Raw genomic sequence first — 26725 nt, forward strand, 5'->3', positions numbered from 1 at the left:
CCAGAGGCTGTTGCTTCTCGAAGAGCCGTCCGGCCGGCCCGCGCGTCAGCCGTGGCTCACGGTCGGCACGTGCGGCTCGGGCTGATGGCGCAACCACAGTGTCGACAGTGCCGGAAGCGTGACGCTGGCGGTCGGTGATCCACCGTCGTCGGCGCTCGCGACGACCATGCCGAGGTTTCCGGAACCTCGACCGCCGTAATCGGCCGCATCGGTGTTGAGCACCTCCTGCCAGACGCCCTCGCGGGGGAGGGCCAGACGGTATCCGCTCCGCTCCACCCCGGCGAAGTTGCTCACGACGACCAGTCGCCCCCCGTGCGCGTCACGCCGCTCGAATGCGATCACCGTCGGGTCCCAGGTGGGCGCCCCGAGACGGCTGAAGGACGAGCCGTCGTTGTCCCGGGCCCACAGCGGCGCCTGGGCCCGGTACGCGCGGTTCATCGCGCCGACGAAGCCCTGCAGCTGTGCGTGGGAGGGCTGATCCAGGAGCCACCAGTCGAGTTCGCGGCCCTCCGACCATTCGGCGAGCTGCCCGAACTCCTGCCCCATGAAGAGCAGCTTCTTGCCCGGGTGCCCCCACATGTAGGCGAGGTAGGCACGGACGTTGGCGAGCTTGTGCCAGTGGTCGCCGGGCATCTTGGCGAGCAGGCTGCCCTTGCCGTGCACGACCTCGTCATGGCTGATGGGCAGCAGGTAGTTCTCGCCGAACGCGTAGACGAACGAGAAGGTCATCTCGCCCTCGTGGTGCCCGCGATACATCGGGTCACGGGAGATGTACTGGAGCGAGTCGTTCATCCAGCCCATGTTCCACTTGAAGCCGAATCCGAGACCGGCGTGGTCGGTCGGCGCCGTGACGCCGGGGAAGCTGGTGGACTCCTCGGCGATCATCATGATCCCGGGGTGCAGCCGGTACGCGGTGGCGTTCACCTCCTGCAGGAAGCGGATCGCCTCGAGGTTCTCGCGCCCGCCGTGGATGTTGGGCTCCCACTCACCTGCTTCGCGGGAGTAGTCGAGGTAGAGCATCGAGGCGACCGCGTCGACGCGGAGGCCGTCGACGTGGAACTCCTGGAGCCAGTAGAGGGCGTTGGCGACCAGGAACCCCCGCACCTCGGGCCGGCCGTAGTCGAAGATGAGCGTGCCCCAGTCCTGGTGCTCTCCGCGGCGAGGATCCGGGTGCTCGTAGAGAGGCTGGCCGTCGAAGCGTGCGAGGGCGAAGGCATCCTTGGGGAAGTGACCCGGAACCCAGTCCATGATCACGCCGATGCCGGCCTGATGCAGCCGGTCGATCAGGTAGCGCAGGTCATCCGGGCTGCCGAAGCGACTCGTGGGCGCGTAGTACCCGCTGACCTGGTAGCCCCAGGAGCCTCCGAAGGGGTGCTCGGCGAGCGGCATGAACTCGACGTGCGTGAAACCCGCCTCCGTCACGTGCTGGATCAGCGGCTCGGCGATGTCGCGGTACCCGAGCCCCGCGCGCCAGGAGCCGACGTGGATCTCGTAGACCGACAGGGGCTGCGCGACGGCGTGCGTCGCCGCGCGACGGGTCATCCACGCGCCGTCCGTCCAGGTGTACGACGATGCGGTCACGACGGACGCGGTGTCGGGCGGAACCTCGGCGGCGAGCGCCATCGGGTCCGCCTTCAGGATCCAGGAACCGTCTCGGGTGCGGATCTGGTACTTGTATCGCGTGCCGATCGGCAGATCCGGGATGAAGAGCTCCCAGACCCCGCTGACGCCCATGGAGCGCATCGCGTGGGCCTCGCCGTTCCACTCGTTGTGGTCGCCGACCACACGGACGGCGGTGGCGTTGGGCGCCCAGACCGCGAAGGAGACGCCCCGTTCGCCGTCGTGCGTGCGGGCGTGGGCCCCGAGGGCCTCCCAGAGACGCTCGTGACGTCCTTCCGCGATCAGGTGCAGGTCGAGATCGCCGAGCGTCGGACGATGGCGGTAGGGGTCGCCGGACACGGTCTCCTCATGGTGCGCGTAGCGGGTGGCGATCCGATAGGGCAGCGGAGGACCGACGTGCTGAGCCTCCCAGATGCCGTGGGCCACATGGCCGAGCTCGAGCCTGCTGCCGTCGCCGAACACGGCCGCCACTCCGGCGGCGAGAGGGCGTCGGACGCGGATCACGGTGACGGTGCGATCGGCGGCGTCCTTGCCCGAATGCGCCCCGAGCACGGCATGCGGATCGTGGTGCGTCGCTGACGAGATCGCCTCCCACTCGGTGGATGCGGCGACGTCTTCCGTGTAGCTCATGATCGCTCCCTGACCTTCAGGATGTGCACCGGCTCGGCGAAGGCGTCGAGTCGCACGTAGTTGTGGTCGCTCCAGGTCCAGACGGCGCCGGTGAGGAGATCCTCGACCTCGAACGTCTCGCCGAGCGCCACGCCCCACCGGGTGGTGTCGAGGTGCACGGTGGTCTCGCGCACGGAGTGCGGGTCGACGTTGGCCACGACGATGATCGTGTCCGCGCGCCCGGTGCCGGTGAAGAGGGCGGCGAGGTGCTTGCTGTAGACGAGGACGGCGTCGTCGTCGCTCCAGTGCGTGAACAGGTTGCGGAGCTGTCGCAGGGCGGGGTGCGCCGCGCGGATCTCGTTGAGCCGTCGGAGCAGAGGTGCGAGGGACTCTCCGCGGGCTTCGGCTCCGACCCAGTCGCGCACCTTGTACTCGTACTTCTCGTTGTCGATGTTCTCCTCGGAGCCGGGCCGAGCCACGTTCTCGAACAGCTCGTAGCCGGCGTAGACCCCGTACACCGGACCGGCCGTCGCCGCGATGCAGGCGCGGATGCGATAGGCGGCCCTGCCGCCGAACTGCAGGTACTCGGTGAGGATGTCATGCGTGTTCACGAACAGGTTGGGCCGCATGTAGTCGGAGGTCTCGTGCGACACGGAGGTGAGGAACTCCTCGAGCTCGGCCTTGGTGTTGCGCCAGGTGAAGTAGCTGTAGCTCTGCTGGAACCCCACCGCGGCGAGCGCGCGCATCACGGCAGGGCGGGTGAACGCCTCGGCGAGGAAGATCACGTCCGGGTCGGAGGCGTTCACCTCGGCGATGAGCCACTCCCAGAACTGCAGCGGCTTGGTGTGGGGGTTGTCGACCCGGAAGATCTTCACGCCCTGCGCGACCCAGTGCCGCACGATGCGCAGCATCTCGGCGTAGATACCGGCCGGGTCGTTGTCGAAGTTCAGGGGGTAGATGTCCTGGTACTTCTTCGGCGGGTTCTCGGCGAACGCGATGGTCCCGTCCGGGAGGGTGGTGAACCACTCCGGATGCTCCGCGACCCAGGGATGGTCGGGGGAGGCCTGGAGTGCGAGGTCGAGTGCGACCTCGAGCCCTTCCTTCTGCGCGGCCCGGACGAAGGAGCGGAAGTCCTGCGCGGTGCCGAGGTCGGGGTGGATCGCGTCGTGCCCGCCTTCTGCGGCTCCGATCGCATAGGGGGAGCCGGGGTCTCCGGGTTCGGCGGTGAGCGTGTTGTTGCGGCCCTTGCGATGGGTGGTCCCGATCGGATGGATCGGCACGAGGTAGACGACGTCGAACCCCATCGCGGCGACCTCGGGAAGGCGCTTCGCGGCGGTGCGGAACGTGCCGCTCCTGACCGTTCCGTCCTTCAGACGCCGGGCGCCCTCCGACCGGGGGAAGAACTCGTACCAGGCGCCGACGCCGGCGGCGGCCCGGTCGACGATGAGCGTGTGCTCCGTCGTGGCGGAACGGAACGTCGTCACCGGGCGTTCCCGGAACACCTCGGCGAGCGCGGCATCCGTCGACGTGGCCGATGTCGTCGCGGCGTCCCCGGTGCGGAGGGCGTCGGCGACGGCGAGCAGGCGCTTCCGCTGGGCGGCCGGGCGGTCCTTCTCCGCGGATGCCCGGGTGAGCAGCTCCGCACCGAGCGCCGCCATCACCGGCACGTCGACCCCGGCGGCGACCTTCAGCTCGGCAGCGTGCGCCCAGGTCGCGAAGTCGTCGGAGAATCCCTCGAACCGGTAGCGCCATGCACCCTGCTCGTCCAGCGCGATGTCGGCCGACCAGGTGTCGGTGCCGTCGCCGCGCGGCGTCAGGCGGTGCAGGCTCTCGTCACCCGAGGGGGAGATGAGCCGCACGTGCACGCCGATGGTGTCGTGCCCCTCGCGGAAAGAGACGACGCGGAACGGCACGACCTCTCCGACGAAGGCCTTCGGGGGGAACCCTCCCGGCACGGCGGGTGCAGGGTCGAGCAGGGGGATGCGCGTCGTGCGCAGCGAGCCGGGGAGATCCGCGTCACCCGATGCGCGCGTCGGGATCTGAGCGGGGCTCCGGAGAGCCGAGGACCGAGTACCAGCACGTGCAGCCACATCCCGAATGTACCGCGCGGACGCAGCCGCGGGTAGCGCGCCGCCGGGTGCGTCGGGACCCGGCGTCATTCGACGCGGAACAGCCTCATCGAGGTGCCGGAGACCGGCAGCACATCGCCCGGAGCGAAGACCTCTTCCTCGTCGGACGGACGTTCCTGTGCGCTCGACCACAGCGACACGAAGCGGGTCGCTCCCTCGATCTCCTCGGGAAGACGCACATCGATCGGCGACTCCGTGCCGTGCACGATGAGCAGGATGCGGTTGTAGGCCTCGGTGTCCGGTGTGGACGCGGCGACGTACTGCAGCGTGCGGTTGCCGGGGTCGGCCCACTGCCCCTGCTCCATCGTCTCGCCGTTCTGGTCGTACCAGTCCATGACGGACGCGTTGGGGATGTGCTCGCCGAGGCGTGCGTAGCGACTCGGTCGGAGGGCGGGGTTCTCCTGCCGTAGCCGGATCAGGCGCGAGACATGCGCGCGGAGGTCGCTCTGCCAGGGCTCGAATTCCCATCCGAGCCAGGTCATCGCGGAGTCCTGGGCATAGGCGTTGTTGTTCCCGCGCTGCGTGCGTCCGACCTCATCGCCGGCTGTGAGCATCGGGATGCCTGCGGAGAGCAGGAGCGTACCGAGCAGGTTGCGCATGGCCTTGCGCCGCGCGGCCAGGATCGTCGGGTCGTCTGTCGGACCCTCGATGCCGTGGTTGAACGCCCGGTTCATGTCGGCGCCGTCGCGGTTCTGCTCGCCGTTCGCCTCGTTGTGCTTGACGTCGTACGAGACCAGGTCGTGCAGGGTGAAGCCGTCGTGCGCCGTGACGAAGTTCACACTGGCGAGCGGGCCGCGGTCTTCGCTGAACGTGTTCGAGGACCCGGCCAGACGCGTCGCGAATCCGCCGATGCCGACCGGGGCCGACGCCCGCCGCGCGTAGTCGATGTCGCTCAGCCAGAAGTTGCGCACGCGGTCGCGGTAGCGGTCGTTCCACTCGTGCCACCCGGCCGGGAAGTTCCCGGTCTGCCAGCCGCCCAGCCCGACGTCCCACGGCTCGGCGATGAGCTTGGTGTCGGCGAGGACCGGATCGTTCGCGATCGCCGCCAGGAGCGGGTGATCCGGCGTGTACGTGTGCGTGGCGTCCCGGGCGATGGCGGTGGCCAGGTCGAAGCGGAAGCCGTCGATCTGCATCTCCTGCGCCCAGTAGCGGAGGGAGTCCAGCACGAGCCGGGCCCCGGCGTCGGTCGCCGTGTTCAGCGTGTTGCCGCAGCCCGTCGTGTCGATGTAGACGCCGGATTCGTCCTGGCGGTAGTAGTTCGCGTTGTCGATGCCGCGGAGGCTCGAGCGCGGGCCGCCGATGCCCTCCTCCGAGGTGTGGTTGTAGACCACGTCGAGGATGACCTCGAGTCCCGCCTCGTGGAGCAGGCGCACCATGCCCTTGAACTCGGCGAGGACGGCCTCGGGCCCCTCCTTGCGCGCATCCTCGGTGGCGTAGGCGGTGTGCGGTGTGAAGAAGTTGAGGGTGTTGTAGCCCCAGTAGTTCGTGAGGCCCCGCTCGAGCAGGCGCGGCTCTGGGACGAACGCATGCACCGGGAGCAGCTCGATGGACGTGATCCCGAGCGAGTGGAAGTACTCGATCATGGCCGGGTGGGCGAGTCCGGCGTAGGTGCCGTGGAGGGCGGGCGGCACGTCGGGGTGGCGCTTGGTGAGGCCCTTGAGGTGGCCCTCGTAGATGACCGTCCGATCGAGCGGCACCCGCGGCTTCTGGGAGTCGCCCCAGTCGAACCCGTCGACGATGACCACGGAGCGCCATTCCTCGTAGCCGTCTCCCTGAGCGAGGCCCCGCGCGTACGGATCGAGCAGCAGGGTCTCCGGGTTGAACGTGTTGCCGGGGCCGTGCGGGCCCCCGACACGGACGGCGTAGCGGATGCCCGGCTGCAGGAGCTCGGTGGTGACCTCCCAGATACCGCCGGCGAGGCGTTCGAGCGGCAGCTCGTCGGTCGCCCAGTCGAGGTCGGTGGCATCGAAGACCACGAGCTCGACGGACGACGCGTTCTGCGACCAGACGCGCAGCGTGCCGACGCCGTCGTGCAGACGGACGCCGAGGTTGTCGAGGGTGGAGCCGCCGGGCACGGGGAGGTCTCGGGACGCGGGCATGAGTACACACTAGGCGCGTTGTGTTGCCGTCTCATGTCAGGGCGTACCGGGTTCCACCGGCGAGCGCCCGGTCGCCGGGGATTCGCGAGAGAATCGAAGGATGCGGCACTACCTCGATCACGCGGCGACCACGCCACTGCGCCCGGAGGCGCGCGACGCCTGGCTGGCCGCCTCGGAGACGGTCGGGAACGCGTCGTCCACCCACGGCGCGGGCCAGGACGCACGCCGGCTCCTGGAGGAATCGCGTGAACGGGTCGCCGCGGAGCTCGACGCCGATCCGATCGAGATCGTGTTCACCTCGGGCGGCACGGAGTCGATCAACCTCGCGCTGCAGGGTCTGTGGCACGCGCGCCCCGAGGGGACGTCGGCGATCGTGATGCCCGACGGGGAGCATCACGCGACGATGGACACGGTGGTCGCGCTCGCGGACGAGGGCGCGGAGCTGCGCCGGGTCGCCGTCACGCGCGAGGCGCGCATCGATGCGGAGGAGTTCGCCGCCGCGCTCCCCGGTGCCGCCCTCGCGACCGCCCTGGTGGCGAACAACGAGGCGGGCACGATCAACGACGCCGCTGCGCTGGCGCTGGCGAGCACGGATGCCGGCGTCGCCCTGCATCTCGACGCGGTCGCCGCGCTCGGACATGTTCCCCTCTCGTTCCGCGCGCTGCGTGGTGACGCCCCCGCCGGTGCGGGCCTGGTGGCGATGAGCCTCGCCGGGCACAAGATCGGCGCGCCGGTCGGCGTGGGGGTCCTCGTCGCGGCGCGAACGGCGAGGCTGACGGCGCTGCTGCGCGGTGGCGCCCAGCAGCGCGGTCTCCGGGCCGGCACGCAGGACATCGCCGGGGCCGCGGCCTTCGCCACCGCCCTCGAGCTGGCCGAGGCCGAGCGGGAGCAGGAGACGGCCCGTCTGCGCGCCCTCCGTGATCGCCTCGTCGCCGGCATCCGCTCCGCCGTGCCCGCGGCCGAGCTCCTGGGCGATCCGCTCGACCGCCTCCCCGGGAACGCCCACGTGCTGTTCCCCGGCGCGGTCGGGGAGAGCCTGCTGTTCCTCCTCGATGTCGCGGGCGTCGCCGCGTCGACCGGGTCCGCATGCCAGGCGGGTGTCGCCGAGCCCTCGCACGTGGTGATGGCGATGGGGCGGAGCGAGCGGGACGCGCGCAGCGTCCTCCGCTTCTCGCTCGGCCGGACGTCGACCGATGCCGACGTCGATGCGGTGCTCGCCGCGATCGCCGACGCCTACTCGCGCGCATCCGGCGCCGGCACAGCCACGCGCTCGTAGACTGGTGACATGCGGATCCTTGCGGCGATGAGCGGTGGAGTCGACTCCGCCGTCGCGGCCGCCAGGGCCGTGGAGGCGGGGCACGACGTGGTCGGCGTGCATCTGGCGCTCTCTCGCGCCGGCGGCACCCTGCGCACGGGCAGCCGCGGCTGCTGCACGATCGAAGACGCCCTCGACGCGCGACGTGCGGCCGATCTGCTCGGCATCCCCTTCTACGTCTGGGACTTCTCGGAGCGATTCCGCGACGACGTGATCGACGACTTCATCTCCGAGTACCAGGCCGGGCGCACGCCCAACCCCTGCATGCGCTGCAACGAGAAGATCAAGTTCGCTGCCCTCCTGGAGCGCGCGATCGAGCTCGGGTTCGACGCCGTGTGCACCGGACACTACGCGACGCTCATCGACGGCGCCGACGGCCTGGAGCTGCACCGCGCCTCGGACAACGCCAAGGACCAGTCCTACGTGCTGGGCGTGCTCACCGCCGAGCAGCTCGCGCACACGTACTTCCCGCTCGGCACGACGCCCTCGAAGGCGATCGTCCGCGCGGAGGCGGAGGCCCGTGGCCTGAGCGTCGCGCAGAAGCCGGACAGCCACGACATCTGCTTCATCCCCGACGGCGACACCCGCGGCTGGCTCGCCGAGAAGGTCGGCACGGCGACGGGCGAGATCGTCGACCGCAACGGCGAGGTCGTCGGGTCGCACGAGGGCGCCCACGCGTTCACGGTCGGGCAGCGTCGTGGTCTCAAGCTCGGCGTGCCTGCGGCGGACGGCAAGCCGCGGTTCGTCCTCGAGGTGCGTCCGGTGTCGAACACGGTGGTGGTCGGACCCAAGGAGGCGCTCGCGATCGCGGAGATCGCCGGAGAGCGGTTCAGCTGGGCCGGCGCCGCGCCCACGGATTCCGCGTTCGAGTGCCACGTGCAGATCCGCGCGCACGCCGAGCCGGTGCCCGCGCACGCGGTGGTGTCCGCGGATGGCGTGCGGGTGACCCCCGAGGTGCCGCTCGACGGTGTCGCGCCGGGGCAGACCGCCGTCCTGTACGTCGGGACACGGGTCCTCGGGCAGTTCACGATCGACACCACGGTGTCGGCGGTCCCCGTCGGCGCGTAGACGCTTCCGGTGTCGGCGCCCGCTCGTAGACTGACGGGGTGCCGGAGAACATCTCGCTGGAAGACGCCCGAACCGAAGCCGAGGAGCTGACCACTCGCATCCTGGAGGCGAAAGACGCCTACTACGGACGCGACACCTCACTGGTCGACGACTTCACCTACGACGGGTGGATGCATCGGCTCGAGGAGCTCGAGCGTCTGCATCCCGAGCTGCAGGGGCAGGACTCGCCCACGCAGATGGTCGGTGCGGCCGAGGCGACCGGCCTCGCGACGATCGAGCACGCCGAGCGCATGCTCAGCCTCGACAACGTCTTCTCGATCGACGAGCTGCGGGAGTGGGCGGCGAAGACCAGGGCCGCAGCCGGGCGCGACGTCGCCTGGCTCACCGAGCTGAAGATCGACGGACTCGCGATCAACCTCCGCTACGAGAACGGCGTCCTGACCTCGGCGGCGACGCGCGGCGACGGGCGCGTGGGGGAGATCGTCACCGAGAACGCCCTGCGCCTCCCGGAGATCCCTTACCGGTTGAGTGGTGAGGGCCACCCCGAGATCGTCGAGGTGCGCGGCGAGGTCTTCATCCCCGTCGCGGCGTTCGAGCGACTCAACGCGGCGCAGGCCGCCTTCCGTGACCGCGCCTACGCCGATGCGCTCTCGCGCTGGGAGTCGCGCGGAGGGGTCAAGAAGCCGTTCGACGAGGAGAAGGCCACGACGGCCGCGGCTCGGCGCTTCCCGTCGTTCGCGAACCCGCGCAACGCGGCCAGCGGCGGACTTCGTCAGCAGATCGACAAGAAGAACGGGCTGGAGCTCGAAGCCGGGATGCTGCGGATCGAGTCGCTCGCGCTCTACGTGCACGGCGTCGGCGCGTGGTCGAACCCTCCCGTCGCCGCGCAGAGCGAGGTGTACGACCTGCTCTCGGAGTGGGGCCTGCCCACGAGCCCGCACACCCGGGTGTGCCGCACGATCGACGAGGTCGTGGAGTTCGTCGAGTACTTCGGTGAGCACCGGCACGACATCGAGCACGAGCTGGACGGCATCGTGGTCAAGGTCGACGAGCTCGAACTGCACGACGAACTCGGAGCGACGAGCCGCGCCCCGCGCTGGGCCATCGCCTACAAGTACCCGCCGGAGGAGGTGCAGACCAAGCTCCTCGACATCGTCGTGTCCGTCGGCCGCACCGGACGAGCGACGCCGTTCGCCGTGATGGCGCCCGCGCATGTGGCCGGCTCCGTGGTGCGTCAGGCGACGCTGCACAACAAAGACGTCGTCAAGGCCAAGGGCGTGCTGATCGGCGACACCGTGGTGCTGCGCAAGGCCGGCGACGTGATCCCCGAGGTCCTCGGGCCGGTCGTCGAGAAGCGCGACGGCAGCGAGCGGGAGTTCGTGATGCCCGTCGCGTGCCCCGAATGCGGGACGCCGCTGCGGGCGATGAAGGAGGGCGACATCGACCTCCGCTGCCCGAACGCCCGGTCCTGTCCGGCGCAGGTGCGCGGCCGTGTCGAGCACATCGGCTCCCGGGGCGCTCTCGACGTCGAGGCACTGGGCGAGGTCACCGCGGCAGCGCTGACGCAGCCGACCTCACCGGCGGTGCCTCCGCTGGAGACCGAGGCGGGGCTGTTCGCCCTGACCCTGGACCAGCTCGTGCCCATCGAGCTGTTCGTGCGCGACGCCGAGACGGGCCTGCCGAAGGAGGATGAGGACGGCATCGTCAAGACGCGCGCCCCCTTCCGTCGGAACCCCACCGCAGCCGAGAAGAAGTCCGGCCTGGAGGGACCCCAGCCGTCCTCGCAGGCGCTCACGCTGCTGGCGGAGCTGGAGAAGGCGAAGACCAAGGACCTCTGGCGTCTGCTCGTCTCGCTGAACATCCGCCACGTCGGGCCCGTCGCCGCGCGGGCGCTGGCGCAATGGTTCGGGTCGCTCGACGCGATCCGCGCCGCCTCCCGCGAGGAGCTCGCCGCGGTCGAGGGCGTCGGCGGCATCATCGCCGATTCCCTGCTCGCCTGGTTCGAGGTCGACTGGCATCAGGACATCGTCCGGCAGTGGGCCGATGCCGGCGTGCAGTGGTCGACGCCCGGCCACCCCGGCCCGGGGGCCGCCGTAGCGGCGGGGGGAGTGCTGGAGGGGTTGACGGTCGTCGCGACCGGTTCGCTGGACGGCTACACGCGCGACGGGGCGCAGGAGGCCATCATCAACGCGGGTGGCAAGGCGGCGTCGAGCGTCTCGAAGAAGACCGACTTCGTCGCGGCCGGCCCCGGCGCGGGATCCAAGCTCGCCAAGGCCGAGGAGCTGGGCCTGCGGATCCTCGATGCCGCACAGTTCCACATCCTCGTGACCGAGGGACCGGATGCGCTCCCGCCTGTGGGCGAGGGCGCCTGACGGCCGACGTCCCCGACGGACACGTGTGCGGATCGGGCTGACCGCGATCCGCACACGCATCGCGGTCAGCTCTTGTGGCGCGGCTTCCGGAACGGCTTCTCGTCGCGGCTGTCGCGCGCCGGGCGGTCGTCGCGGTCGCGTCGCTCGTAGCCACCGCGTCCGCCGGAATCGTGGCTGTCACGAGAACCGGCGCTGCGGCGGGCTCCGCCGGGGCCACGGTCGGGCTTGATCTCGATCAGGCGTCCGGAGATGCGCGTGTCGCGCAGCTTCTCGAGGACGGCGGGGTCGAGGTTCGCGGGAAGCTCGACGATCGAGAAGTCGGGACGGATGTTGATCGCACCGAAGTCATCACGGCCGAGTCCGCCCTCGTTCGCGAGCGCACCCACGATCTGACGCGGCTCGACGCGGTGCCGGCGCCCGACCTCGATGCGGTACGCCGCGTAGTCGCCGCGGCCGCGACGCTCCGTGCGGGGCTCCCGCGGTTCGCGGGAATCGCGGGTCGCGCGCTCGCGCGGAGGGCGGTTGTCCGCCTCCACGGCCTTCGAGAGCGGGTCGTTCGCGGGGTCGAGGAGCAGCGGCTTGTCACCCTGCGCCACGACGGCCAGGGCCGCTGCGACATCGCCCTCGGGCACATCGTGGTGGCGGACGTAGTGCGCGACGATGTCGCGGAACGCCTCGATGCGCCCGGTCTCCGAGAGCGCGGTGGTGATCGCGTCGTCGAAGCGGTTGAGGCGCGTGGTGTTCACGTCCTCGGTGCTCGGCAGCTGCATCTGGGCCGGCTGCTGACGCGTCGCCTTCTCGATGTGCTTGAGCAGGTAGCGCTCGCGCGGGGTGATGAAGCTGATCGCGTCGCCCGAGCGTCCGGCGCGTCCCGTGCGGCCGATGCGGTGCACGTACGACTCGGTGTCGGTCGGGATGTCGAAGTTGACGACGTGGCTGATGCGCTCGACGTCGAGGCCGCGCGCGGCCACGTCGGTCGCGACGAGGATGTCGAGCTTGCCGTCCTTGAGCTGGTTGACGCTGCGTTCGCGCTGCACCTGCGGCACGTCGCCGTTGATGGCTGCGGCGGAGTAGCCCCGCGCGCGCAGCTTCTCGGCCAGCGTCTCGGTCTCGTTCTTGGTGCGGACGAACACGATCATGCCGTCGAAGTTCTCGACCTCGAGGATCCGGGTGAGCGCATCGACCTTCTGCGCGTACGACACCACGAGGTAGCGCTGCGTGATGTTGGTGCCGGTCGCGGTCTTCGACTTGATGCTGATCTCTTCCGGCTCACGCAGGTACTTCTGCGCGAGGCGGCGGATCTGGGGAGGCATCGTCGCCGAGAACAGGGCGACCTGCTTCTCCTCGGGCGTCTGCGCGAGGATCTGCTCCACGTCTTCCGCGAAGCCCATCTTCAGCATCTCGTCGGCCTCGTCGAGCACCAGGTACTGCAGCTGCGACAGGTCGAGTGTGCCCTTGGCGAGGTGGTCCATGATGCGACCCGGAGTGCCGACGATCACGTGGACGCCGCGGCGGAGCGCCGACAGCTGCACGCCGTAGCCCTGGCCGCCGTAGACGGGGAGGACGTGCACGCCCTTCATCTTCGAGGCGTAGGACTCGAATGCCTCGCACACCTGGAGGGCGAGCTCACGGGTGGGCGCGAGGACGAGGGCCTGCGGGGTCTTCTGCGAGACGTCGAGGCGCTCGAGCACGGGGAGCGCGAACGCCGCGGTCTTGCCGGTGCCGGTCTGCGCCATGCCGACGACATCGCGGCCGGCGAGAAGCGTGGGAATGGTGGCCGCCTGGATGGGCGACGGGGTCTCGTATCCGAGATCCTTGATGGCTTTGAGGACGGGCCCGGTGATGCCGAGCTCCTCGAATCCGGGGGTCGCGGGGGAGTCCTCGGGGGCGTCGGTCAGCACTGCATCTTCAGGGGTCACTTCCCAAGGGTAGCGCGCGGCGCCGTCTCGTGCCTGTGAGGGCGTCCTCAGGCGCCGCTCGTGAGCGAGACCAGCCTCTCCTTCACCTCACGTCGGAGGACCTTCCCGATCAGCGATTTGGGGAGCTCGTCGACCACGTACACGCGCCGGGGCACCTTGTAGGGGGTGAGGATGCTCCGTGCGAACTCGCGGATGGCCTCGACGTCGACATCGGTGCCGGGGTCGACGACGATGGCCGCGACGACCTCCTCGCCGGAGTGATCGCTCGGGAGTCCGACGACGGCGGCATCCGCGACCTGCGGGTGCTGGCGCAGCGCGTTCTCCACCTCGGTGGGCGCGACGTTGAAGCCGCCCGTGATGATGAGCTCCTTGATCCGATCGACGATGCGGACGAAGCCGGCCTCGTCGATCGTGACGATGTCACCGGTGCGATACCAGCCATCGACGAAGACGGCCTCGGTCTCTTCCGGCTTGCCGTAGTAGCCCGAGAAGACCTGCGGACCGCGGACGACCAGTTCGCCGGCGGATCCTGCCGGCACGTCCTCGGTCGGGTTCTCCGGGTCGACCACGCGGCACTCGGTTCCGGGCAGGGGAAGCCCGACCGTTCCGGGCACGCGGTTGTCGGCGACCGGGTTGGCCATCAGCACCGGAGAGCACTCGCTCAGTCCGTAGCCCTCGACGAGGAAGCCGTGGGTGGCCTCCTCGAACGGCACGACCAGCTCGTGCGGGAGAGCCATGGCCCCCGAGATCGCGACCTCGATGCCGTCGAGCGACACGCCCTTGTCCTTCGCCGCGGCGAGCAGGCGATCGGCGATGGGCGGAACCAGCGGCAGGAACGTGGCGGGGTGCTTCTTCACGACGTCGAGCACGAGGTCGGGGTCGAACTTCGGGAAGAGGACGAGGCGCGCGCCCATCGACATGGCGAAGGTGAGGCAGAGCGTGAGCCCGTACGCATGGAACATCGGCAGCACCGCGTAGACGACGCAGCCCTTGCCGCGCTGGATCGACGGCACCCAGGCCTGGGCCTGGGCGGCGTTCGCGAGCAGGTTGCGGTGCGTGAGAGCGGCGCCCTTCGGCGTTCCGGTGGTGCCGGACGTGTACTGGATGATCGCGAGGTCGTCGGTCGCCGGCTTCGGGTGCGAGGCGGGAAGCGGGGCGGCGTCGATCAGTGTGTCCCAGGCGACGGTTCCGCGCACCTTCTCGGTGAGGGCGGCGCGCGATTCCCGGGCCTTCGCGATCGGAAGGCGCAGCGCGAACCGGGTGAGGAACGGCATGGCGCGCGTCACGTCCACCGAGATCAGGTTCGTCACGGCCAGGTCGGCAGGGAACTCCTGCACGGTGGAGACGACCTTGTTCCAGACGATCGCGTGCTTCGCGCCGTGATCCTCGAACTGCTTCCGCAGTTCGCGGGGCGTGTAGAGCGGGTTGTGCTCGACCACGACGGCGCCGAGGCGCAGCACCGCGTAGAACGCCACGATGTGCTGCGGACAGTTCGGCAGCACGATCGCGACCGGGTCCCCGGCGCGGACGCCGAGATCGCGGAGACCGGAGGCGGCGTGATCGATCGCGTGCTGCAGCTCGGCATAGGTGGTCTCACGGCCGAAGAACTGCAGGGCGGGGGCCTCGGGGTAGTCCCTCGCGGAAGCGGCGACGATGTCGACCAGCGAGCCCTCCACGGGAGGGAGGTCTTCCGGGACTCCGGCGGCATAGCTGGCGATCCATGGGCGAGGGGGCTGGAACGTGCTCACCCGCCCAGCATAGGACGAGCGCGCGCCAGGGCATGGGAGTTCGGAGCGCGCCAACTAGACTGGGGGAGTGTCTGAAATCACCCCTGAACTCGTGCGCCATCTCGGTGTGCTCGCACGCATCCAGCTGAACGACGACGAGGTGTCGCGGCTCACGGGCCAGCTCGACGCGATCGTCGACAACATCGCGAAGGTCTCGGAGGTCGCGACCGCCGACGTCGTCGCGACGAGCCACCCGATCCCGCTGAGCAACGTGTTCCGGCCGGACGTGGTCGGCCAGACGCTCACGCACGAGCAGGTGCTCCAGAACGCCCCGGATGCCGCCGACGGCCGTTTCCGCGTCACCGCGATCCTGGGAGAAGAGCAGTGAGCGACATCATCCGACTGAACGCGGCCGACCTCGCCGCCAAGCTCTCCGCGGGCGAGGTGTCGAGCGTCGAGGCGACGCAGGCGCACCTCGACCGCATCGCCGCCGTGGACGGCGACATCCATGCCTTCCTGCACGTCAACGAGGGCGCACTCGAGGCCGCAGCGGCGATCGATGCGCGTCGCGCCGCCGGTGAGACCCTCGGCCCGCTCGCCGGTGTGCCGCTCGCGATCAAGGACGTGCTCGTCACGACCGACCAGCCGACGACCAGTGGCTCGCGCATCCTGGAGGGCTACCGCTCTCCCTACGACGCCACCGTCGTCGCGCGTTCGCGTGCTGCGGGACTGATCCCGCTCGGCAAGACCAACATGGATGAGTTCGCCATGGGGTCGTCCACCGAGCACTCGGCGTACGGACCCACGCACAACCCCTGGGACCTCGACCGGATCCCCGGCGGCTCGGGCGGCGGCTCGGCTGCGGCCGTCGCCGCCTTCGAGGCCCCGCTCGCTCTCGGCTCGGACACCGGCGGATCGATCCGTCAGCCCGCGCACGTCACCGGCACGGTGGGCGTGAAGCCCACGTACGGGGGCGTGAGCCGCTACGGCGCGATCGCTCTCGCCTCCAGCCTCGACCAGGTCGGTCCCGTGTCCCGGACGGTCCTCGACTCCGGCCTGCTGCACGACGCGATCGGCGGGCACGACCCCAAGGATTCGACCTCGCTGCGCGACGCCTGGCCGTCGTTCGCCGAAGCCGCTCGCGAGGGCGCACGCGGCGACGTGCTCAAGGGCCTCAAGGTCGGCGTGATCCGCGAACTCCCGGACAGCGGCTTCCAGCCCGGCGTCGCGGCGTCGTTCCGGAGCGCTCTCGCTCTCATGGAGGCGCAGGGTGCCGAGATCGTCGAGATCGGCGCCCCGCACTTCGAGTACGGTGTCGCGGCGTACTACCTGATCCTCCCCGCGGAGGCCTCGAGCAACCTCGCGAAGTTCGACTCGGTGCGCTTCGGCCTGCGAGTGACCCCCGACGGCAACCCGACGGTCGAGGACGTGATGTCCGCGACCCGCGACGCCGGTTTCGGCGATGAGGTCAAGCGCCGCATCATCCTCGGCACCTACGCCCTCTCGGCCGGATACTACGACGCCTACTACGGCAGTGCGCAGAAGGTCCGCACGCTCATCCAGCAGGACTTCGCGAACGCGTTCGCCGAGGTCGACGTGATCGCCACGCCCTCGGCGCCCACCACGGCGTTCAAGCTCGGCGAGAAGATCGACGACCCGCTGCAGATGTACCTCAACGACATCACCACCATCCCGGTGAACCTCGCCGGCGTCCCCGGTATCTCGATCCCGAGCGGTCTGGCGGACGATGACGGTCTGCCCGTCGGCATCCAGTTCATCGCTCCGGCGCGCGAGGACGCTCGTCTCTACAAGGTCGGTGCCGCGCTCGAGACGCTGCTCGTCGACTCGTGGGGTGCGCCGCTGCTCACCCGTGCCCCGCAGCTCGCAGGAGGGAACCGCTGATGGCCGCCGCCGCCAAGCTCATGGACTTCGACAAGGCGCTCGAGCTGTTCGAGCCGGTCCTCGGTTTCGAGGTGCACGTCGAGCTCAACACGAACACGAAGATGTTCTCCGATGCGCCGAACCCGGCCAACGAGGCGTTCCACGCTGCGGAGCCGAACACGCTCATCGCCCCGGTCGACCTCGGTCTGCCGGGCTCGCTGCCCGTCGTGAACGAGACGGCGATCCGCTCGTCGATCAGCCTGGGCCTCGCGCTCGGCTGCTCGATCGCGGAGTCGAGCCGCTTCGCCCGGAAGAACTACTTCTACCCGGACCTGGGCAAGAACTACCAGATCTCGCAGTACGACGAGCCGATCGCGTACGAGGGATCGGTCGAGGTCGAGCTCGAGGACGGCACGCTCATCACGATCCCGATCGAGCGCGCGCACATGGAGGAGGACGCCGGCAAGCTCACCCACATGGGTGGAGCGACCGGTCGCATCCAGGGCGCCGAGTACTCGCTCGTCGACTACAACCGCGCGGGCGTCCCCCTGGTCGAGATCGTGACGAACATCATCTACGGCACCGAGCACCGCGCACCGGAGGTCGCCAAGGCCTACGTGCAGGCCATCCGCGACATCGTCCGCGGTCTCGGCATCTCCGAGGCCCGGCTGGAGCGCGGAAACCTGCGTTGTGACGCGAACGTCTCGCTGCGTCCGCGGGGCACCGACAAGCTCGGCACCCGCACCGAGACGAAGAACGTCAACTCGATGCGCTCCGTCGAGCGGGCCGTGAAGTACGAGATCCAGCGTCAGGCGCAGATCCTCGCCGACGGCGGCGCCATCACGCAGGAGACGCGGCACTGGCACGAGGACACCGGCACCACCTCGCCGGGTCGTCCGAAGTCGGACGCGGATGACTACCGCTACTTCCCCGAGCCCGATCTGCTGCCGGTGGAGCCCGCCGCGGAACTGATCGAGGAGCTGCGCGCAGCCCTGCCCGAGCAGCCGGTGGCCCGCCGTCGCCGTCTCATGACGGAGTGGGGCTTCACCGACCTGGAGTTCCAGGACGTGCGCAACGGCGGACTGCTCGAAGTCGTCGAGGCGACGATCGCCGCCGGTGCGACTCCGGCGACGGCCCGCAAGTGGTGGACGGGGGAGATCTCCCGTCTCGCGAACGCGCAGGAGAAGGACGCCACCGAGCTGATCAGCCCGGAGAACGTCGCGGCTCTGCAGCAACTCGTCGACGCGGGAACGCTCACCGACAAGCTCGCGCGCCAGGTGCTCGAAGGCGTCATCGCCGGTGAGGGCACCCCGCAGGAGGTCGTCGACGCCCGTGGACTCGCGGTCGTGTCCGACGACGGCGCGCTGATCGCCGCCATCGACGAGGCCCTCGCCGCGCAGCCCGACGTGATGGCCAAGATCAAGGACGGCAAGGTGCAGGCCGCCGGAGCCGTGATCGGCGCCGTGATGAAGGCCATGAAGGGCCAGGCCGACGCCGCGCGCGTCCGCGAACTCATTCTCGAGCGCGCTGCCCAGTAGCGCGTGCCCCCGGGTCTCCTGTCGGAGGTCCGGGGGAGAATGGTCGTATGGGACACGGTGACGGCAGAGGGCGGATCGTCTCGTCCGCCGACGCCGACGACACCGGGACGCGCATCCTGCACGTCGACATGGATGCGTTCTACGCGGCCGTCGAGGTGCTCGACGATCCCTCGCTCCGTGGCCTCCCGCTCATCATCGGGGCGCCGGACGGGCGTTCGGTCGTGTCCAGCGCCTCGTACGAGGCCCGCCGCTACGGCGTGCGCGCGGCGATGCCGGTCTCGCAGGCACTGCGGCTGTGCCCGTCCGCGCGCATCGTGCTCCCGCACTTCCACCGCTACCAGGAGGTGTCGCGGCAGGTGATGGCGATCTTCGAGTCGTTCACGCCGCTCGTGGAGCCGCTGTCCGTCGACGAGGCCTTCCTCGACGTGCAGGGAGTGCGGCGGCTGTGGGGGAGTCCGGCGCAGATCGCCGAGCTCATCCGCGAGCGCGTCCTCCACGAGGTCGGCATCACCTGCAGCGTCGGTGTCGCGGCGACCAAGCACGTCGCGAAGATGGCTTCGACCATCGCCAAACCCGACGGCATGCTGGTCGTCCCCGCACAGGAGACCCTCGACTTCCTGACGCCGCGTCCGGTGCGAGCGATGTGGGGCGTCGGCCCCAAAGCTGCGGAAGCGCTCGAGGCGCGAGGCATCCGCACCGTGGGCGACATCCGGGAGTCCTCGCGCGAGATGCTCGAGCGCGCGGTCGGCCCTGCCCTCAGCGCGCGCCTGACCCTGCTCGCCCGCGGAGAGGATGCACGCGCCGTGGACACCGAGCGCGTGGAGAAGAGCATCGGGCATGAGGAGACGTTCGACGAGGACATCCTCGATCGCGGCTTCCTCCGCGCCGAGCTCCTGCGCCTGGCCGACCGCGTCGCGGCACGGCTCCGTCGCGCGGAGTGGGAGACGGCGACCGTGGCGATCAAGATCCGCTTCGACGACTTCCGCACGCTCAACCGCTCGATGACGCTGAGCGAGCCCACCGCGGTCGGCCAGCGCATCGGGGAGGCCGCCCAGACGCTGTTCGAGCAGATCGATCGGCGCGACCCCGTACGACTCGTCGGCGTCCGCGCGGAGAACCTGCGCCCGGCGGGCGGCGGCGGTCTGGGTCTCTGGGACGACGACGAGGACTGGCGCAAGGTCGAGGGTGCCGTCGACGAGGCCGTCGCCCGCTTCGGCACGGCGACGATCAGCCGTGCACGACACATCGGCCGAGGAGACGGTCGCGGTGCCGCGCAGCATCCCAAGGCGCACGGCCTGGATTGATCCCACGCGCCGGGTGTTCCTCGACTACCGTGGGGGTATGCCGAACATTGCACTGGAACTCGGAAAGCAAGCTGCGTCCTTCGGCGTGAAGAGCGCGTACGGAGAGCCGCAGGACGTCGATGGGGTGAGCATCACTCCGGTCGCATTCACCTACTCCGGCTTCGGCGGTGGCAGCGGCGACGGAGCCGAGGGCGGTGGCGGCGGCGGTGTCTCGGTGCCGGTCGGCGTCTACGTCCGGCGTGAGGAGGGGCTGCGGTTCGAGCCGAACATCGTCACGCTGCTCGTCGTGGCCGTGCCGTTCGTCTGGGTTGCCGGGCGGGCACTCACTCGCATCATCCGTGCCCTCAAGAAGTGACGACCCGGTCGCAGCGGCTCTGGAGCGCGCTGCGGCGCTGATCGAGGAAGACGTGCGGGCCGTCGCCGCGGCGAATCCCGTCGTCTTGATCGACGGCGGCAGCGGAGCGGGCAAGTCGTCATTGGCGTCGCGGCTGGTGCGGCGCTGGCCTGTCCTCGGGAACGTGCAGCTGATCGCGCTCGACTCGCTGTATCCGGGATGGGACGGGCTCGACGACGGAGCGGAACGGGCGCTCGAGTGGATTCTGCGCCCGCACGGCCGTGGATACCTCGGGACCTGGCGTCGGTGGGACTGGGAGGCGCAGGCCGAGGCGGAGAGTCACGCCGTCGACCCCGCGCTGGGGGTGATCGTGGAGGGCAGCGGCATCCTGCGGCCTTCCACGGCTGGACTGGCCGACATCAGAGTCTGGGTGGAGTCGGCAGCGGAGTCGCGGAAGGCTCGTGCCCTGGCTCGCGACGGCGATACCTATCGTCCGCACTGGGACCGTTGGGCGGCACAGGAACGTCGACACATCGAGCGGGACGATCCTCGGGCACTCGCCACGCGGATCGTCGAGATCCCCTAGAGCGTCCGCCGCTCAGCCGGCGTCGAGCTCATCGGCGGCCTGGATCAGCAGCTCCAGGCGGTAGCCGAGCCAGTCGTACACGTCGTGCCGGCCATCCGTTCCGGTCTCGTCGTCCGAGGTGATCCCGAGCCGTGTCGCGATGACGAGGCGGATGGCGGTGAGGGTCCGGAGCCAGGCGTCGATGCTGTCGGTGGGGACGAGCACGTCATGGGTCCGAAGCGCTTCACCCTCCGACAGGGCGTCGATGCCGCTGCGGAACTCGTCGAGGGATGCCCGGACCCGACGTGCGTCCACCAGGCGCCGGTCCAGGAGGTCATCGCGCGTGGTGTCGGCGAACCCTGCGGCGGCATCCGCGTCATAGGGATAGGGGCTCGGCGTCAGTCTCTCCAGAGCCGGGTCGCCGTCGTCCCGGGACCCGTCGACGAGCTCGACGAAGTCGTCGACGAGCTGGGCGAGGTGGAACTCCTCGATCACGGTGATCGGCATCACGATCAACTCGGTGCTCACTGCGGGGCCTTCCTGACCGTCGCCCACAGTCCATAGTCGTGCATCGCCTGAGCGTGCACCTCCATCGTCTCGCGCGGCCCCGTGGCGACGACCGCGTGTCCCTCGTGATGCACCGCGAGCATGAGCGCGGTCGCGCGATCCGCGGAGTAGCCGAAGTAGGTGCGGAAGACGCGGACCACGTAGCTCATGAGGTTCACGGGGTCGTTCCACACGACGACCTGCCAGGGTTCCATGGGGGCGGCGCGCAGATCGGTGATCTCGTCGAGCTCCGGCACGGCGGCGGGCGTCGTCATGCCCAGCCCATCTCGTGCAGCTGCTCGTCGTCGATGCCGTAGAAATGCGCGATCTCGTGGACGAGCGTGGTGTGGATCTCGTCGCGCAGCTCGTCGTGGGTCTCGCACTGGGCCAGGTGCGGCTCGCGGTACAGCACGATCCGGTCGGGCAGCTCGCCCATGCCGTATTGCGTCCGTTCCGTGAGTGCCAGCCCGTCGTACAGCCCGAGCAGGTCGAGGGTGCCGTCCTCGGGGCGATCCTCGACGACGAAGACGACGTTCTCCAGGCCCTCGACCATGTCGTCGGGCAGCGCATCGAGCTCGTCGATCACGAGCTCCTCGAAAGCGGCGGCATCCATGTCCATCCCCTCCAGCCTAGGGGCGCGCGACCACGACCGCGGTGCTCAGTGCAGGAGCACCAGGATGGCGGCCACCACGATGAAGAGCGCGCCGAACACGGTGTTCAGGATGCGCTGGCCGCGCGCGGAGCGGGTGAGCCGTCGGAACGGGCGCGCGGCTGCGGCGAAGAACCCCCACATGACGATCACGTCGACCACGATCACGGTCGCGATGAGCGTGAGGTACTGCGGCAGCTGAGGTTGGTCCAGACGGATGAACTGCGGGATGAAGGCCAGGAAGAAGACGATGGCCTTGGGGTTGAGGAGGTTGACCCAGAAGCCGCGGCGGATCATCGACCAGTGGCTCTCGCGGGAGTCGACGGGGACGGGCGCTTCGTCCACGACGACGGCGGGCTTGGTGAGGATCAGGCGGATCCCGAGGAACACGAGGTACGCGGCACCCGCATAACGGATGGCGTTGAACAGGAACTCCGAGCGGGAGACCAGGAGTCCCACGCCGGCGGCGACGATCGCGACGTGCACGACCAGGGCGATCTGCTGTCCGACGATGCCCCAGATCGAGCGTCGCCACCCCTGATTCAGGGCATTCGACATCGTGTTGATCGCACCGGCCCCTGGTGTGAAGCTGATGACGACGGACGCGGTGAGCAACGAGAACCAGACCGCGAGTGACACCACGTCAGTCTAGAGCTTCGGGGGAGGGGCGCCGCTCTCCGCCGGAATGCGAAGAAGGCCCGAATCTCGCGATTCGGGCCTTCTTCCGGAGGGTGAGTAACGGGACTCGAACCCGCGACATCCGGCACCACAAGCCAGCGCTCTACCAGCTGAGCTATACCCACCATGTGCCCACCGGAGCGGGCAACCATACGAGTCTATTACATGTTCGGAGTGAACTCGGACACCGTGCGGGCGGCGATCTCCCGCGCGTCGTCGCTGGAGGGTCCGGGCTCCTCGACGAAGACGGCTTCGCGGTAGTAGCGGAGCTCGCGGATCGACTCGAGGATGTCGGCGAGAGCGCGGTGCCCGCCGTCCTTCGCGGGGGCCTGGAAGAACACGCGCGGATACCAGCGACGCGAGAGCTCCTTGATGCTCGAGACGTCGACGTTCCGGTAGTGCAGCCACTGGTCCACCTGCGGCATGTACTTCGCGAGGAACATCCGGTCGGTGCCGATGGTGTTGCCGGCGAGGGGCGCCTTGCGTTCGAGCGGGACGAAACGCTTGATGTACGCGAGCGTCTGAGCCTCCGCCTCCTCGAGGGAGACGCCGAGGGGGATCTCCTCGATGAGACCGGACGTCTCGTGCATCTTGGTGACGAAGTCGTTCATGTGGGCGAGGGCGGTTTCGCTCGGGCGGATCACCACCTGGAACCCCGGGTCGATCGGGCGGAGCTCGAAATCGGTGATGACGACGGCGATCTCGACGAGCTCATCGACCGCCAGGTCGAGCCCCGTCATCTCGCAGTCGATCCATACGAGACGATCGTTCTCGGACGCAGATACCATGTCGCCATACTATCGACGGCCCCGACATCGTCTGCCGGGGTGCGGTACCGCACGACGCCACGGGGTCGCGGTACGGTAGATGCATCCGCCTCCGTAGCTCAGGGGATAGAGCAGGAGCCTTCTAATCTCTTGGTCGCAGGTTCGAATCCTGCCGGGGGCGCTTCCCAGGTTCGATGCAACGCCGCAGCCGTTCGTCTCCGCATGATCGTGACGGTGTTCGGCGAGTCACCGCCGGCCGCTGGTGCGGGCGTGCCGGCCCCTTCAGGAGTTGCGCAGGGCCGCGACGGCATCGTCCACGCGCCAGAACTCGCCGATGACGCGGAAGGCACCGGTCGCCAGGTGGAGGCGTTCGGCGCGGTAGCGGAGACCGAGCGGATCGGAGACGACGCGGAGATGTCCGAGGACATGCTCACGCCGGTCCTGGACCCGCCAGAGGTGATCCGCCGCACGCACCAGGTGCTCTCGGGCAGAGGAGAGTCGGGGCGTCGCGATCGGGATCTCGGGAAGTGAGGTGATCAGGTTGTCGGTCATCGGAACTCCTTTCTCGCTTCGAAGATATGACCGACCACCGACATTCGTTCCGGAGCCGGGAACTGCGTGCCATCTGCCCTTTCTGCACACTGCACCGATCGAGGGAACTGTCCACCGGACGCGTGTTCCTGGCTCCGGGCCAACGGTCGTGTCGCGCACGCTGGTCAGATCCCGGACGAGATCCGGTCACCGAAAGGACAGAGACATGATCGACACGCTGACCATCGTGGGAAGAGTGGCCACAGACCCGACGCAGAGCCAGACGAAGGGAGGGGTGCCGGTCACGAACTTCCGTCTCGCCAGCACTCACCGACGCTTCGACGAGGCGACGCAGACGTGGACCGACTCCGGCACGAACTGGTTCTCGGTGGCCGCGTTCCGGCAGCTGGGGGAGCATGCCAAGGCGTCGCTGCGCACCGGTGACAGCGTGATCGTCACCGGGCGCCTCAGGATCCGCGACTGGGAGAGCAACGACCGGCACGGCACGAGCGTCGACATCGAGGCCGATGCGATCGGCCACGATCTGCGATGGGGGACCACCGCGTATCGCCCCCAGACGCGCTCGACGGCGGCCCGCGTCGAATCACCGGAGAGCGGATCGGCCGAAGCCGGGGAGCAGGGGACCGGGGCCGAACGGGCGGAGAGCGGCGGCATCGAGTCCGCGCCGCTGAACCTGGCGTGGGCGGTGCCGAGCACGGATGCCGAGGTGGGAGCGGTGAGCGGGCGGCCCTGAATCACGGAGACCGGCGATGTCCGCGACGGTCGAGCGATCGAGCGGAGCGGGACGGAGGGCGACGTAGAATCGGGCACGTGCTTCGTCGATCGGTCCTCTCGTCTTCCCGTGCGGCAGGGGTCCTCGCGACTTCCGTGGCCGCTCTCCTGCTGTTGTCGGCCTGCGCCCCGGGCCCCGGGCCATCGGCGTCGCCGTCGGCCACGGTCTCGCCGAGCGCGGCGCCCACGACACCGGCGGCGCCGGTGCTCGTGCCGGACGGCACAGCGGAGGACAACCTCCCCGTCTTCACGGCGGTCGCCGACGGCGTCTGGGGGACGGACCAGCGCGGGTCCGGGCGGGCCTACATCGATGCGCTGATCGGCGCGGGCTTCGATCGCGCGGCCATGCAGGTCACGCAGGACCAGTCGACGGTGGGCAACCCGGCCGAGAGCCTGCAGTTCTCGGTGCGCTGGGGGAAGAGCGACTGCCTGATCGGCCAGGTGGGGCCGTCCACGGGTCAGGTCGTCACCGCGGTCATGCCTCAGCTCGCGGAGGGACGCTGCCTCGTCGGCACCACACGTCCGATCGACTGGTGACACGCCAGGGGCCGGTAGGCTGGAGTGTCGATCTTCGACGCCAATAGAAGGAGCGGTTTTCGGTGGCTGAGTACATCTACTCGATGGTTCGTGCGCGCAAGGCGGTGGGCGAGAAGCTCATCCTCGACGACGTCACGATGGCGTTCCTCCCGGGAGCGAAGATCGGCATGGTCGGCCCGAACGGTGCCGGTAAGTCGACGATCCTCAAGATCATGGCGGGTCTGGACACGCCGTCCAACGGTGAGGCCAAGCTCTCCCCGGGCTACACCGTCGGCATCCTGATGCAGGAGCCGGAGCTCGACGAGTCGAAGACCGTGCTCGAGAACATCCAGGACGGCATCGCGATCAAGGCGAAGCTCGACCGCTTCAACGAGATCTCGGCGCTCATGGCCGACCCCGACGCGGACTTCGATGCACTCCTCGCGGAGATGGGCTCGCTGCAGGAGGAGATCGACGCCGCGGACGGCTGGGATCTCGACTCGCAGCTGGACCAGGCGATGGACGCCCTCCGCACCCCGCCGGGAGACGCCGCGATTGCCCCGCTCTCCGGTGGTGAGAAGCGTCGTGTCGCGCTCGCGAAGCTCCTTCTCCAGAAGCCCGACCTGCTGCTCCTCGACGAGCCCACCAACCACCTCGACGCCGAGAGCGTTCTCTGGCTCGAGCAGCACCTGCAGGCGTACAAGGGCGCGGTCATCGCGATCACCCACGACCGGTACTTCCTCGACCACGTCGCCGAGTGGATCGCCGAAGTCGACCGCGGCCGCCTGATCGGCTACGAGGGCAACTACTCGACCTACCTGGAGAAGAAGGGCGAGCGCCTGGAGATCCAGGGCAAGAAGGACGCGAAGCTCGCCAAGCGCCTCAAGGAGGAGCTGGAGTGGGTCCGCTCCAGCGCGAAGGGCCGCCAGACCAAGTCCAAGGCCCGTCTCGCCCGCTACGAGGAGATGGCATCCGAGGCCGAGCGCACCAGGAAGCTGGACTTCGAGGAGATCCAGATCCCCGCGGGTCCGCGTCTGGGCAGCATCGTGATCGAGGCCAAGAACCTGAAGAAGGGCTTCGACGGGCGTTCGCTCATCGACGGCCTGAGCTTCAGCCTGCCGCCGAACGGCATCGTCGGCGTCATCGGTCCGAACGGTGTGGGAAAGACCACGCTGTTCAAGACGATCGTCGGCCTGGAGCCGCTCGACGGCGGCGACCTGAAGGTCGGCGAGACGGTCAAGATCAGCTACGTCGACCAGTCCCGCTCCAACATCGACCCGAACAAGACGCTGTGGGAGGTCGTCTCCGACGGCCTGGACTACATCACGGTCGGCAAGACCGAGATCCCGTCCCGCGCCTACGTGTCGAAGTTCGGCTTCAAGGGCCCCGACCAGCAGAAGAAGGCCGGCGTGCTCTCCGGTGGTGAGCGCAACCGCCTGAACCTCGCTCTGACGCTCAAGGAGGGTGGCAACCTGCTGCTCCTCGACGAGCCCACGAACGACCTCGACGTCGAGACCCTGAGCTCCCTCGAGAACGCCCTGCTCGAGTTCCCCGGCTGCGCGGTGGTCATCACCCACGACCGGTGGTTCCTCGACCGCATCGCGACGCACATCCTCGCCTACGAGGGCACCGACGAGAAGCCCGACCAGTGGTACTGGTTCGAGGGCAACTTCGAGGCGTACGAGGAGAACAAGATCGAGCGCCTCGGACCGGATGCGGCCAAGCCGCACCGTTCCACGCACCGCAAGCTCACCCGCGACTGAGAC

23 protein-coding genes and 2 tRNA genes are annotated in these 26725 nt (G+C 69.4%); 13 read left to right on the forward strand and 12 right to left on the reverse strand.

Translation table 11 applies throughout. From position 1 onward, the window contains the following. Positions 1–45 precede the first annotated feature (45 nt). From glgB to glgX, 3 genes are all read right to left on the reverse strand, one after another. Positions 46–2250 (reverse strand): 1,4-alpha-glucan branching protein GlgB, encoded by a 2205-nt coding sequence (glgB, locus tag MME74_RS08655; RefSeq protein ID WP_267418418.1) that lies wholly within the window; start codon positions 2248–2250, stop codon positions 46–48. Beyond that, a complete protein-coding gene (locus tag MME74_RS08660; RefSeq protein WP_267418419.1) occupies positions 2247–4319 on the reverse strand; it encodes an alpha-1,4-glucan--maltose-1-phosphate maltosyltransferase in 2073 nt (690 codons plus the stop codon). Before MME74_RS08660 ends, glgB begins: the two co-directional genes overlap by 4 nt. Before the next feature lie 65 nt (positions 4320–4384). Beyond that, the gene (gene glgX / locus MME74_RS08665; protein ID WP_267418420.1) at positions 4385–6457 is read right to left on the reverse strand and encodes a glycogen debranching protein GlgX; all 2073 of its coding nucleotides are present in this window, start codon (positions 6455–6457) and stop codon (positions 4385–4387) included. Between the two features lie 100 nt (positions 6458–6557). On the opposite strand from glgX, the gene MME74_RS08670 reads away from it, so the two are divergent. The 3 genes from MME74_RS08670 to ligA are packed head-to-tail and all read left to right on the forward strand — an operon-like array spanning position 6558 to position 11212. Then, positions 6558–7733 (forward strand): cysteine desulfurase family protein, encoded by a 1176-nt coding sequence (locus MME74_RS08670; protein ID WP_267418421.1) that lies wholly within the window; start codon positions 6558–6560, stop codon positions 7731–7733. Positions 7734–7742: 9 nt separating this feature from the next. Then, positions 7743–8840, forward strand: coding sequence for a tRNA 2-thiouridine(34) synthase MnmA (gene mnmA / locus MME74_RS08675; RefSeq protein ID WP_267418422.1), 1098 nt, complete (start codon positions 7743–7745; stop codon positions 8838–8840). A gap of 38 nt (positions 8841–8878) precedes the next feature. Then, complete coding sequence (gene ligA, locus MME74_RS08680; protein WP_267418423.1) at positions 8879–11212, forward strand: NAD-dependent DNA ligase LigA; 2334 nt, start codon at positions 8879–8881, stop codon at positions 11210–11212. 65 nt (positions 11213–11277) lie between these two features. On the opposite strand, the gene MME74_RS08685 is transcribed toward ligA, so the two are convergent. Both MME74_RS08685 and MME74_RS08690 read right to left on the reverse strand, forming a co-directional pair. After that, positions 11278–13131: a DEAD/DEAH box helicase gene (locus tag MME74_RS08685; protein WP_416383337.1), complete on the reverse strand. Its 1854-nt coding sequence runs from the start codon at positions 13129–13131 to the stop codon at positions 11278–11280. Between the two features lie 47 nt (positions 13132–13178). After that, positions 13179–14879 (reverse strand): long-chain-fatty-acid--CoA ligase, encoded by a 1701-nt coding sequence (locus MME74_RS08690; protein WP_267418424.1) that lies wholly within the window; start codon positions 14877–14879, stop codon positions 13179–13181. Positions 14880–14946: 67 nt separating this feature from the next. On the opposite strand from MME74_RS08690, the gene gatC reads away from it, so the two are divergent. From gatC to MME74_RS08720, 6 genes are read left to right on the forward strand one after another with little or no spacing between them, the layout of a single operon-like run. Continuing rightward, positions 14947–15246 (forward strand): Asp-tRNA(Asn)/Glu-tRNA(Gln) amidotransferase subunit GatC, encoded by a 300-nt coding sequence (gene gatC, locus MME74_RS08695; protein ID WP_029259178.1) that lies wholly within the window; start codon positions 14947–14949, stop codon positions 15244–15246. Beyond that, on the forward strand, positions 15243–16760 hold the full coding sequence (gene gatA, locus MME74_RS08700) for an Asp-tRNA(Asn)/Glu-tRNA(Gln) amidotransferase subunit GatA (protein ID WP_267418426.1): 1518 nt from the start codon (positions 15243–15245) through the stop codon (positions 16758–16760). The genes gatC and gatA overlap by 4 nt, the downstream gene beginning before the upstream one ends. Next, a complete protein-coding gene (gene gatB, locus MME74_RS08705; RefSeq protein WP_267418427.1) occupies positions 16760–18277 on the forward strand; it encodes an Asp-tRNA(Asn)/Glu-tRNA(Gln) amidotransferase subunit GatB in 1518 nt (505 codons plus the stop codon). The genes gatA and gatB overlap by 1 nt, the downstream gene beginning before the upstream one ends. A 47-nt stretch (positions 18278–18324) precedes the next feature. Further along, on the forward strand, positions 18325–19581 hold the full coding sequence (gene dinB / locus MME74_RS08710) for a DNA polymerase IV (protein WP_267418428.1): 1257 nt from the start codon (positions 18325–18327) through the stop codon (positions 19579–19581). Positions 19582–19618: 37 nt separating this feature from the next. After that, on the forward strand, positions 19619–19936 hold the full coding sequence (locus tag MME74_RS08715) for a hypothetical protein (RefSeq protein WP_031206169.1): 318 nt from the start codon (positions 19619–19621) through the stop codon (positions 19934–19936). Continuing rightward, positions 19920–20501: a hypothetical protein gene (locus tag MME74_RS08720; RefSeq protein WP_267418429.1), complete on the forward strand. Its 582-nt coding sequence runs from the start codon at positions 19920–19922 to the stop codon at positions 20499–20501. Before MME74_RS08715 ends, MME74_RS08720 begins: the two co-directional genes overlap by 17 nt. A gap of 12 nt (positions 20502–20513) precedes the next feature. On the opposite strand, the gene MME74_RS08725 is transcribed toward MME74_RS08720, so the two are convergent. The 6 genes from MME74_RS08725 to orn all read right to left on the reverse strand — a co-directional run bounded on the left by MME74_RS08725 (position 20514) and on the right by orn (position 23141). Beyond that, a complete protein-coding gene (locus MME74_RS08725) occupies positions 20514–21008 on the reverse strand; it encodes a DUF2017 family protein (protein WP_267418430.1) in 495 nt (164 codons plus the stop codon). After that, on the reverse strand, positions 21005–21301 hold the full coding sequence (gene clpS / locus MME74_RS08730; RefSeq protein WP_267418431.1) for an ATP-dependent Clp protease adapter ClpS: 297 nt from the start codon (positions 21299–21301) through the stop codon (positions 21005–21007). The genes MME74_RS08725 and clpS overlap by 4 nt, the downstream gene beginning before the upstream one ends. Then, complete coding sequence (locus MME74_RS08735) at positions 21298–21645, reverse strand: metallopeptidase family protein (RefSeq protein ID WP_267418432.1); 348 nt, start codon at positions 21643–21645, stop codon at positions 21298–21300. The genes clpS and MME74_RS08735 overlap by 4 nt, the downstream gene beginning before the upstream one ends. A 39-nt stretch (positions 21646–21684) precedes the next feature. Continuing rightward, a complete protein-coding gene (locus MME74_RS08740) occupies positions 21685–22314 on the reverse strand; it encodes a LysE family transporter (protein ID WP_267418433.1) in 630 nt (209 codons plus the stop codon). A 91-nt stretch (positions 22315–22405) separates the two neighbouring features. Then, a tRNA-His gene (locus MME74_RS08745) sits at positions 22406–22478 on the reverse strand. A 36-nt stretch (positions 22479–22514) separates the two neighbouring features. Next, on the reverse strand, positions 22515–23141 hold the full coding sequence (orn, locus tag MME74_RS08750; RefSeq protein WP_267418435.1) for an oligoribonuclease: 627 nt from the start codon (positions 23139–23141) through the stop codon (positions 22515–22517). 87 nt (positions 23142–23228) lie between these two features. Here orn and MME74_RS08755 point away from each other — a divergent pair. Continuing rightward, positions 23229–23301: transfer RNA gene (locus tag MME74_RS08755), tRNA-Arg, on the forward strand. Between the two features lie 101 nt (positions 23302–23402). On the opposite strand, the gene MME74_RS08760 is transcribed toward MME74_RS08755, so the two are convergent. Further along, on the reverse strand, positions 23403–23672 hold the full coding sequence (locus MME74_RS08760; protein ID WP_267418436.1) for a hypothetical protein: 270 nt from the start codon (positions 23670–23672) through the stop codon (positions 23403–23405). 205 nt (positions 23673–23877) lie between these two features. On the opposite strand from MME74_RS08760, the gene MME74_RS08765 reads away from it, so the two are divergent. From MME74_RS08765 to ettA, 3 genes are all read left to right on the forward strand, one after another. Then, a complete protein-coding gene (locus MME74_RS08765) occupies positions 23878–24405 on the forward strand; it encodes a single-stranded DNA-binding protein (RefSeq protein ID WP_267418438.1) in 528 nt (175 codons plus the stop codon). 77 nt (positions 24406–24482) lie between these two features. Then, positions 24483–24980 carry a DUF6993 domain-containing protein gene (locus tag MME74_RS08770; protein WP_267418440.1) on the forward strand — a complete coding sequence of 166 codons (498 nt, stop codon included), beginning with the start codon at positions 24483–24485 and terminating at the stop codon, positions 24978–24980. Between the two features lie 62 nt (positions 24981–25042). Further along, positions 25043–26722: an energy-dependent translational throttle protein EttA gene (gene ettA, locus MME74_RS08775; RefSeq protein WP_267418442.1), complete on the forward strand. Its 1680-nt coding sequence runs from the start codon at positions 25043–25045 to the stop codon at positions 26720–26722. Positions 26723–26725 lie beyond the last annotated feature (3 nt).

This window comes from Microbacterium oxydans (assembly GCF_026559675.1).
Taxonomy (GTDB): Bacteria; Actinomycetota; Actinomycetes; order Actinomycetales; family Microbacteriaceae; genus Microbacterium; species Microbacterium oxydans_D.

Bases quoted from the DNA above. Each gene is read 5' to 3' on its own strand.
- MME74_RS08670 (WP_267418421.1), top strand. From the start codon at position 6,558: ATGCGGCACTACCTCGATCACGCGGCGACCACGCCACTGCGCCCGGAG.
- MME74_RS08760 (WP_267418436.1), bottom strand. From the start codon at position 23,672: ATGACCGACAACCTGATCACCTCACTTCCCGAGATCCCGATCGCGACG.
- clpS (WP_267418431.1), bottom strand. From the start codon at position 21,301: ATGACGACGCCCGCCGCCGTGCCGGAGCTCGACGAGATCACCGATCTG.
- glgB (WP_267418418.1), bottom strand. From the start codon at position 2,250: ATGAGCTACACGGAAGACGTCGCCGCATCCACCGAGTGGGAGGCGATC.
- glgX (WP_267418420.1), bottom strand. From the start codon at position 6,457: ATGCCCGCGTCCCGAGACCTCCCCGTGCCCGGCGGCTCCACCCTCGAC.
- mnmA (WP_267418422.1), top strand. From the start codon at position 7,743: ATGCGGATCCTTGCGGCGATGAGCGGTGGAGTCGACTCCGCCGTCGCG.
- gatB (WP_267418427.1), top strand. From the start codon at position 16,760: ATGGCCGCCGCCGCCAAGCTCATGGACTTCGACAAGGCGCTCGAGCTG.
- MME74_RS08715 (WP_031206169.1), top strand. From the start codon at position 19,619: ATGCCGAACATTGCACTGGAACTCGGAAAGCAAGCTGCGTCCTTCGGC.
- orn (WP_267418435.1), bottom strand. From the start codon at position 23,141: ATGGTATCTGCGTCCGAGAACGATCGTCTCGTATGGATCGACTGCGAG.
- MME74_RS08735 (WP_267418432.1), bottom strand. From the start codon at position 21,645: ATGGACATGGATGCCGCCGCTTTCGAGGAGCTCGTGATCGACGAGCTC.
- MME74_RS08765 (WP_267418438.1), top strand. From the start codon at position 23,878: ATGATCGACACGCTGACCATCGTGGGAAGAGTGGCCACAGACCCGACG.
- dinB (WP_267418428.1), top strand. From the start codon at position 18,325: ATGGGACACGGTGACGGCAGAGGGCGGATCGTCTCGTCCGCCGACGCC.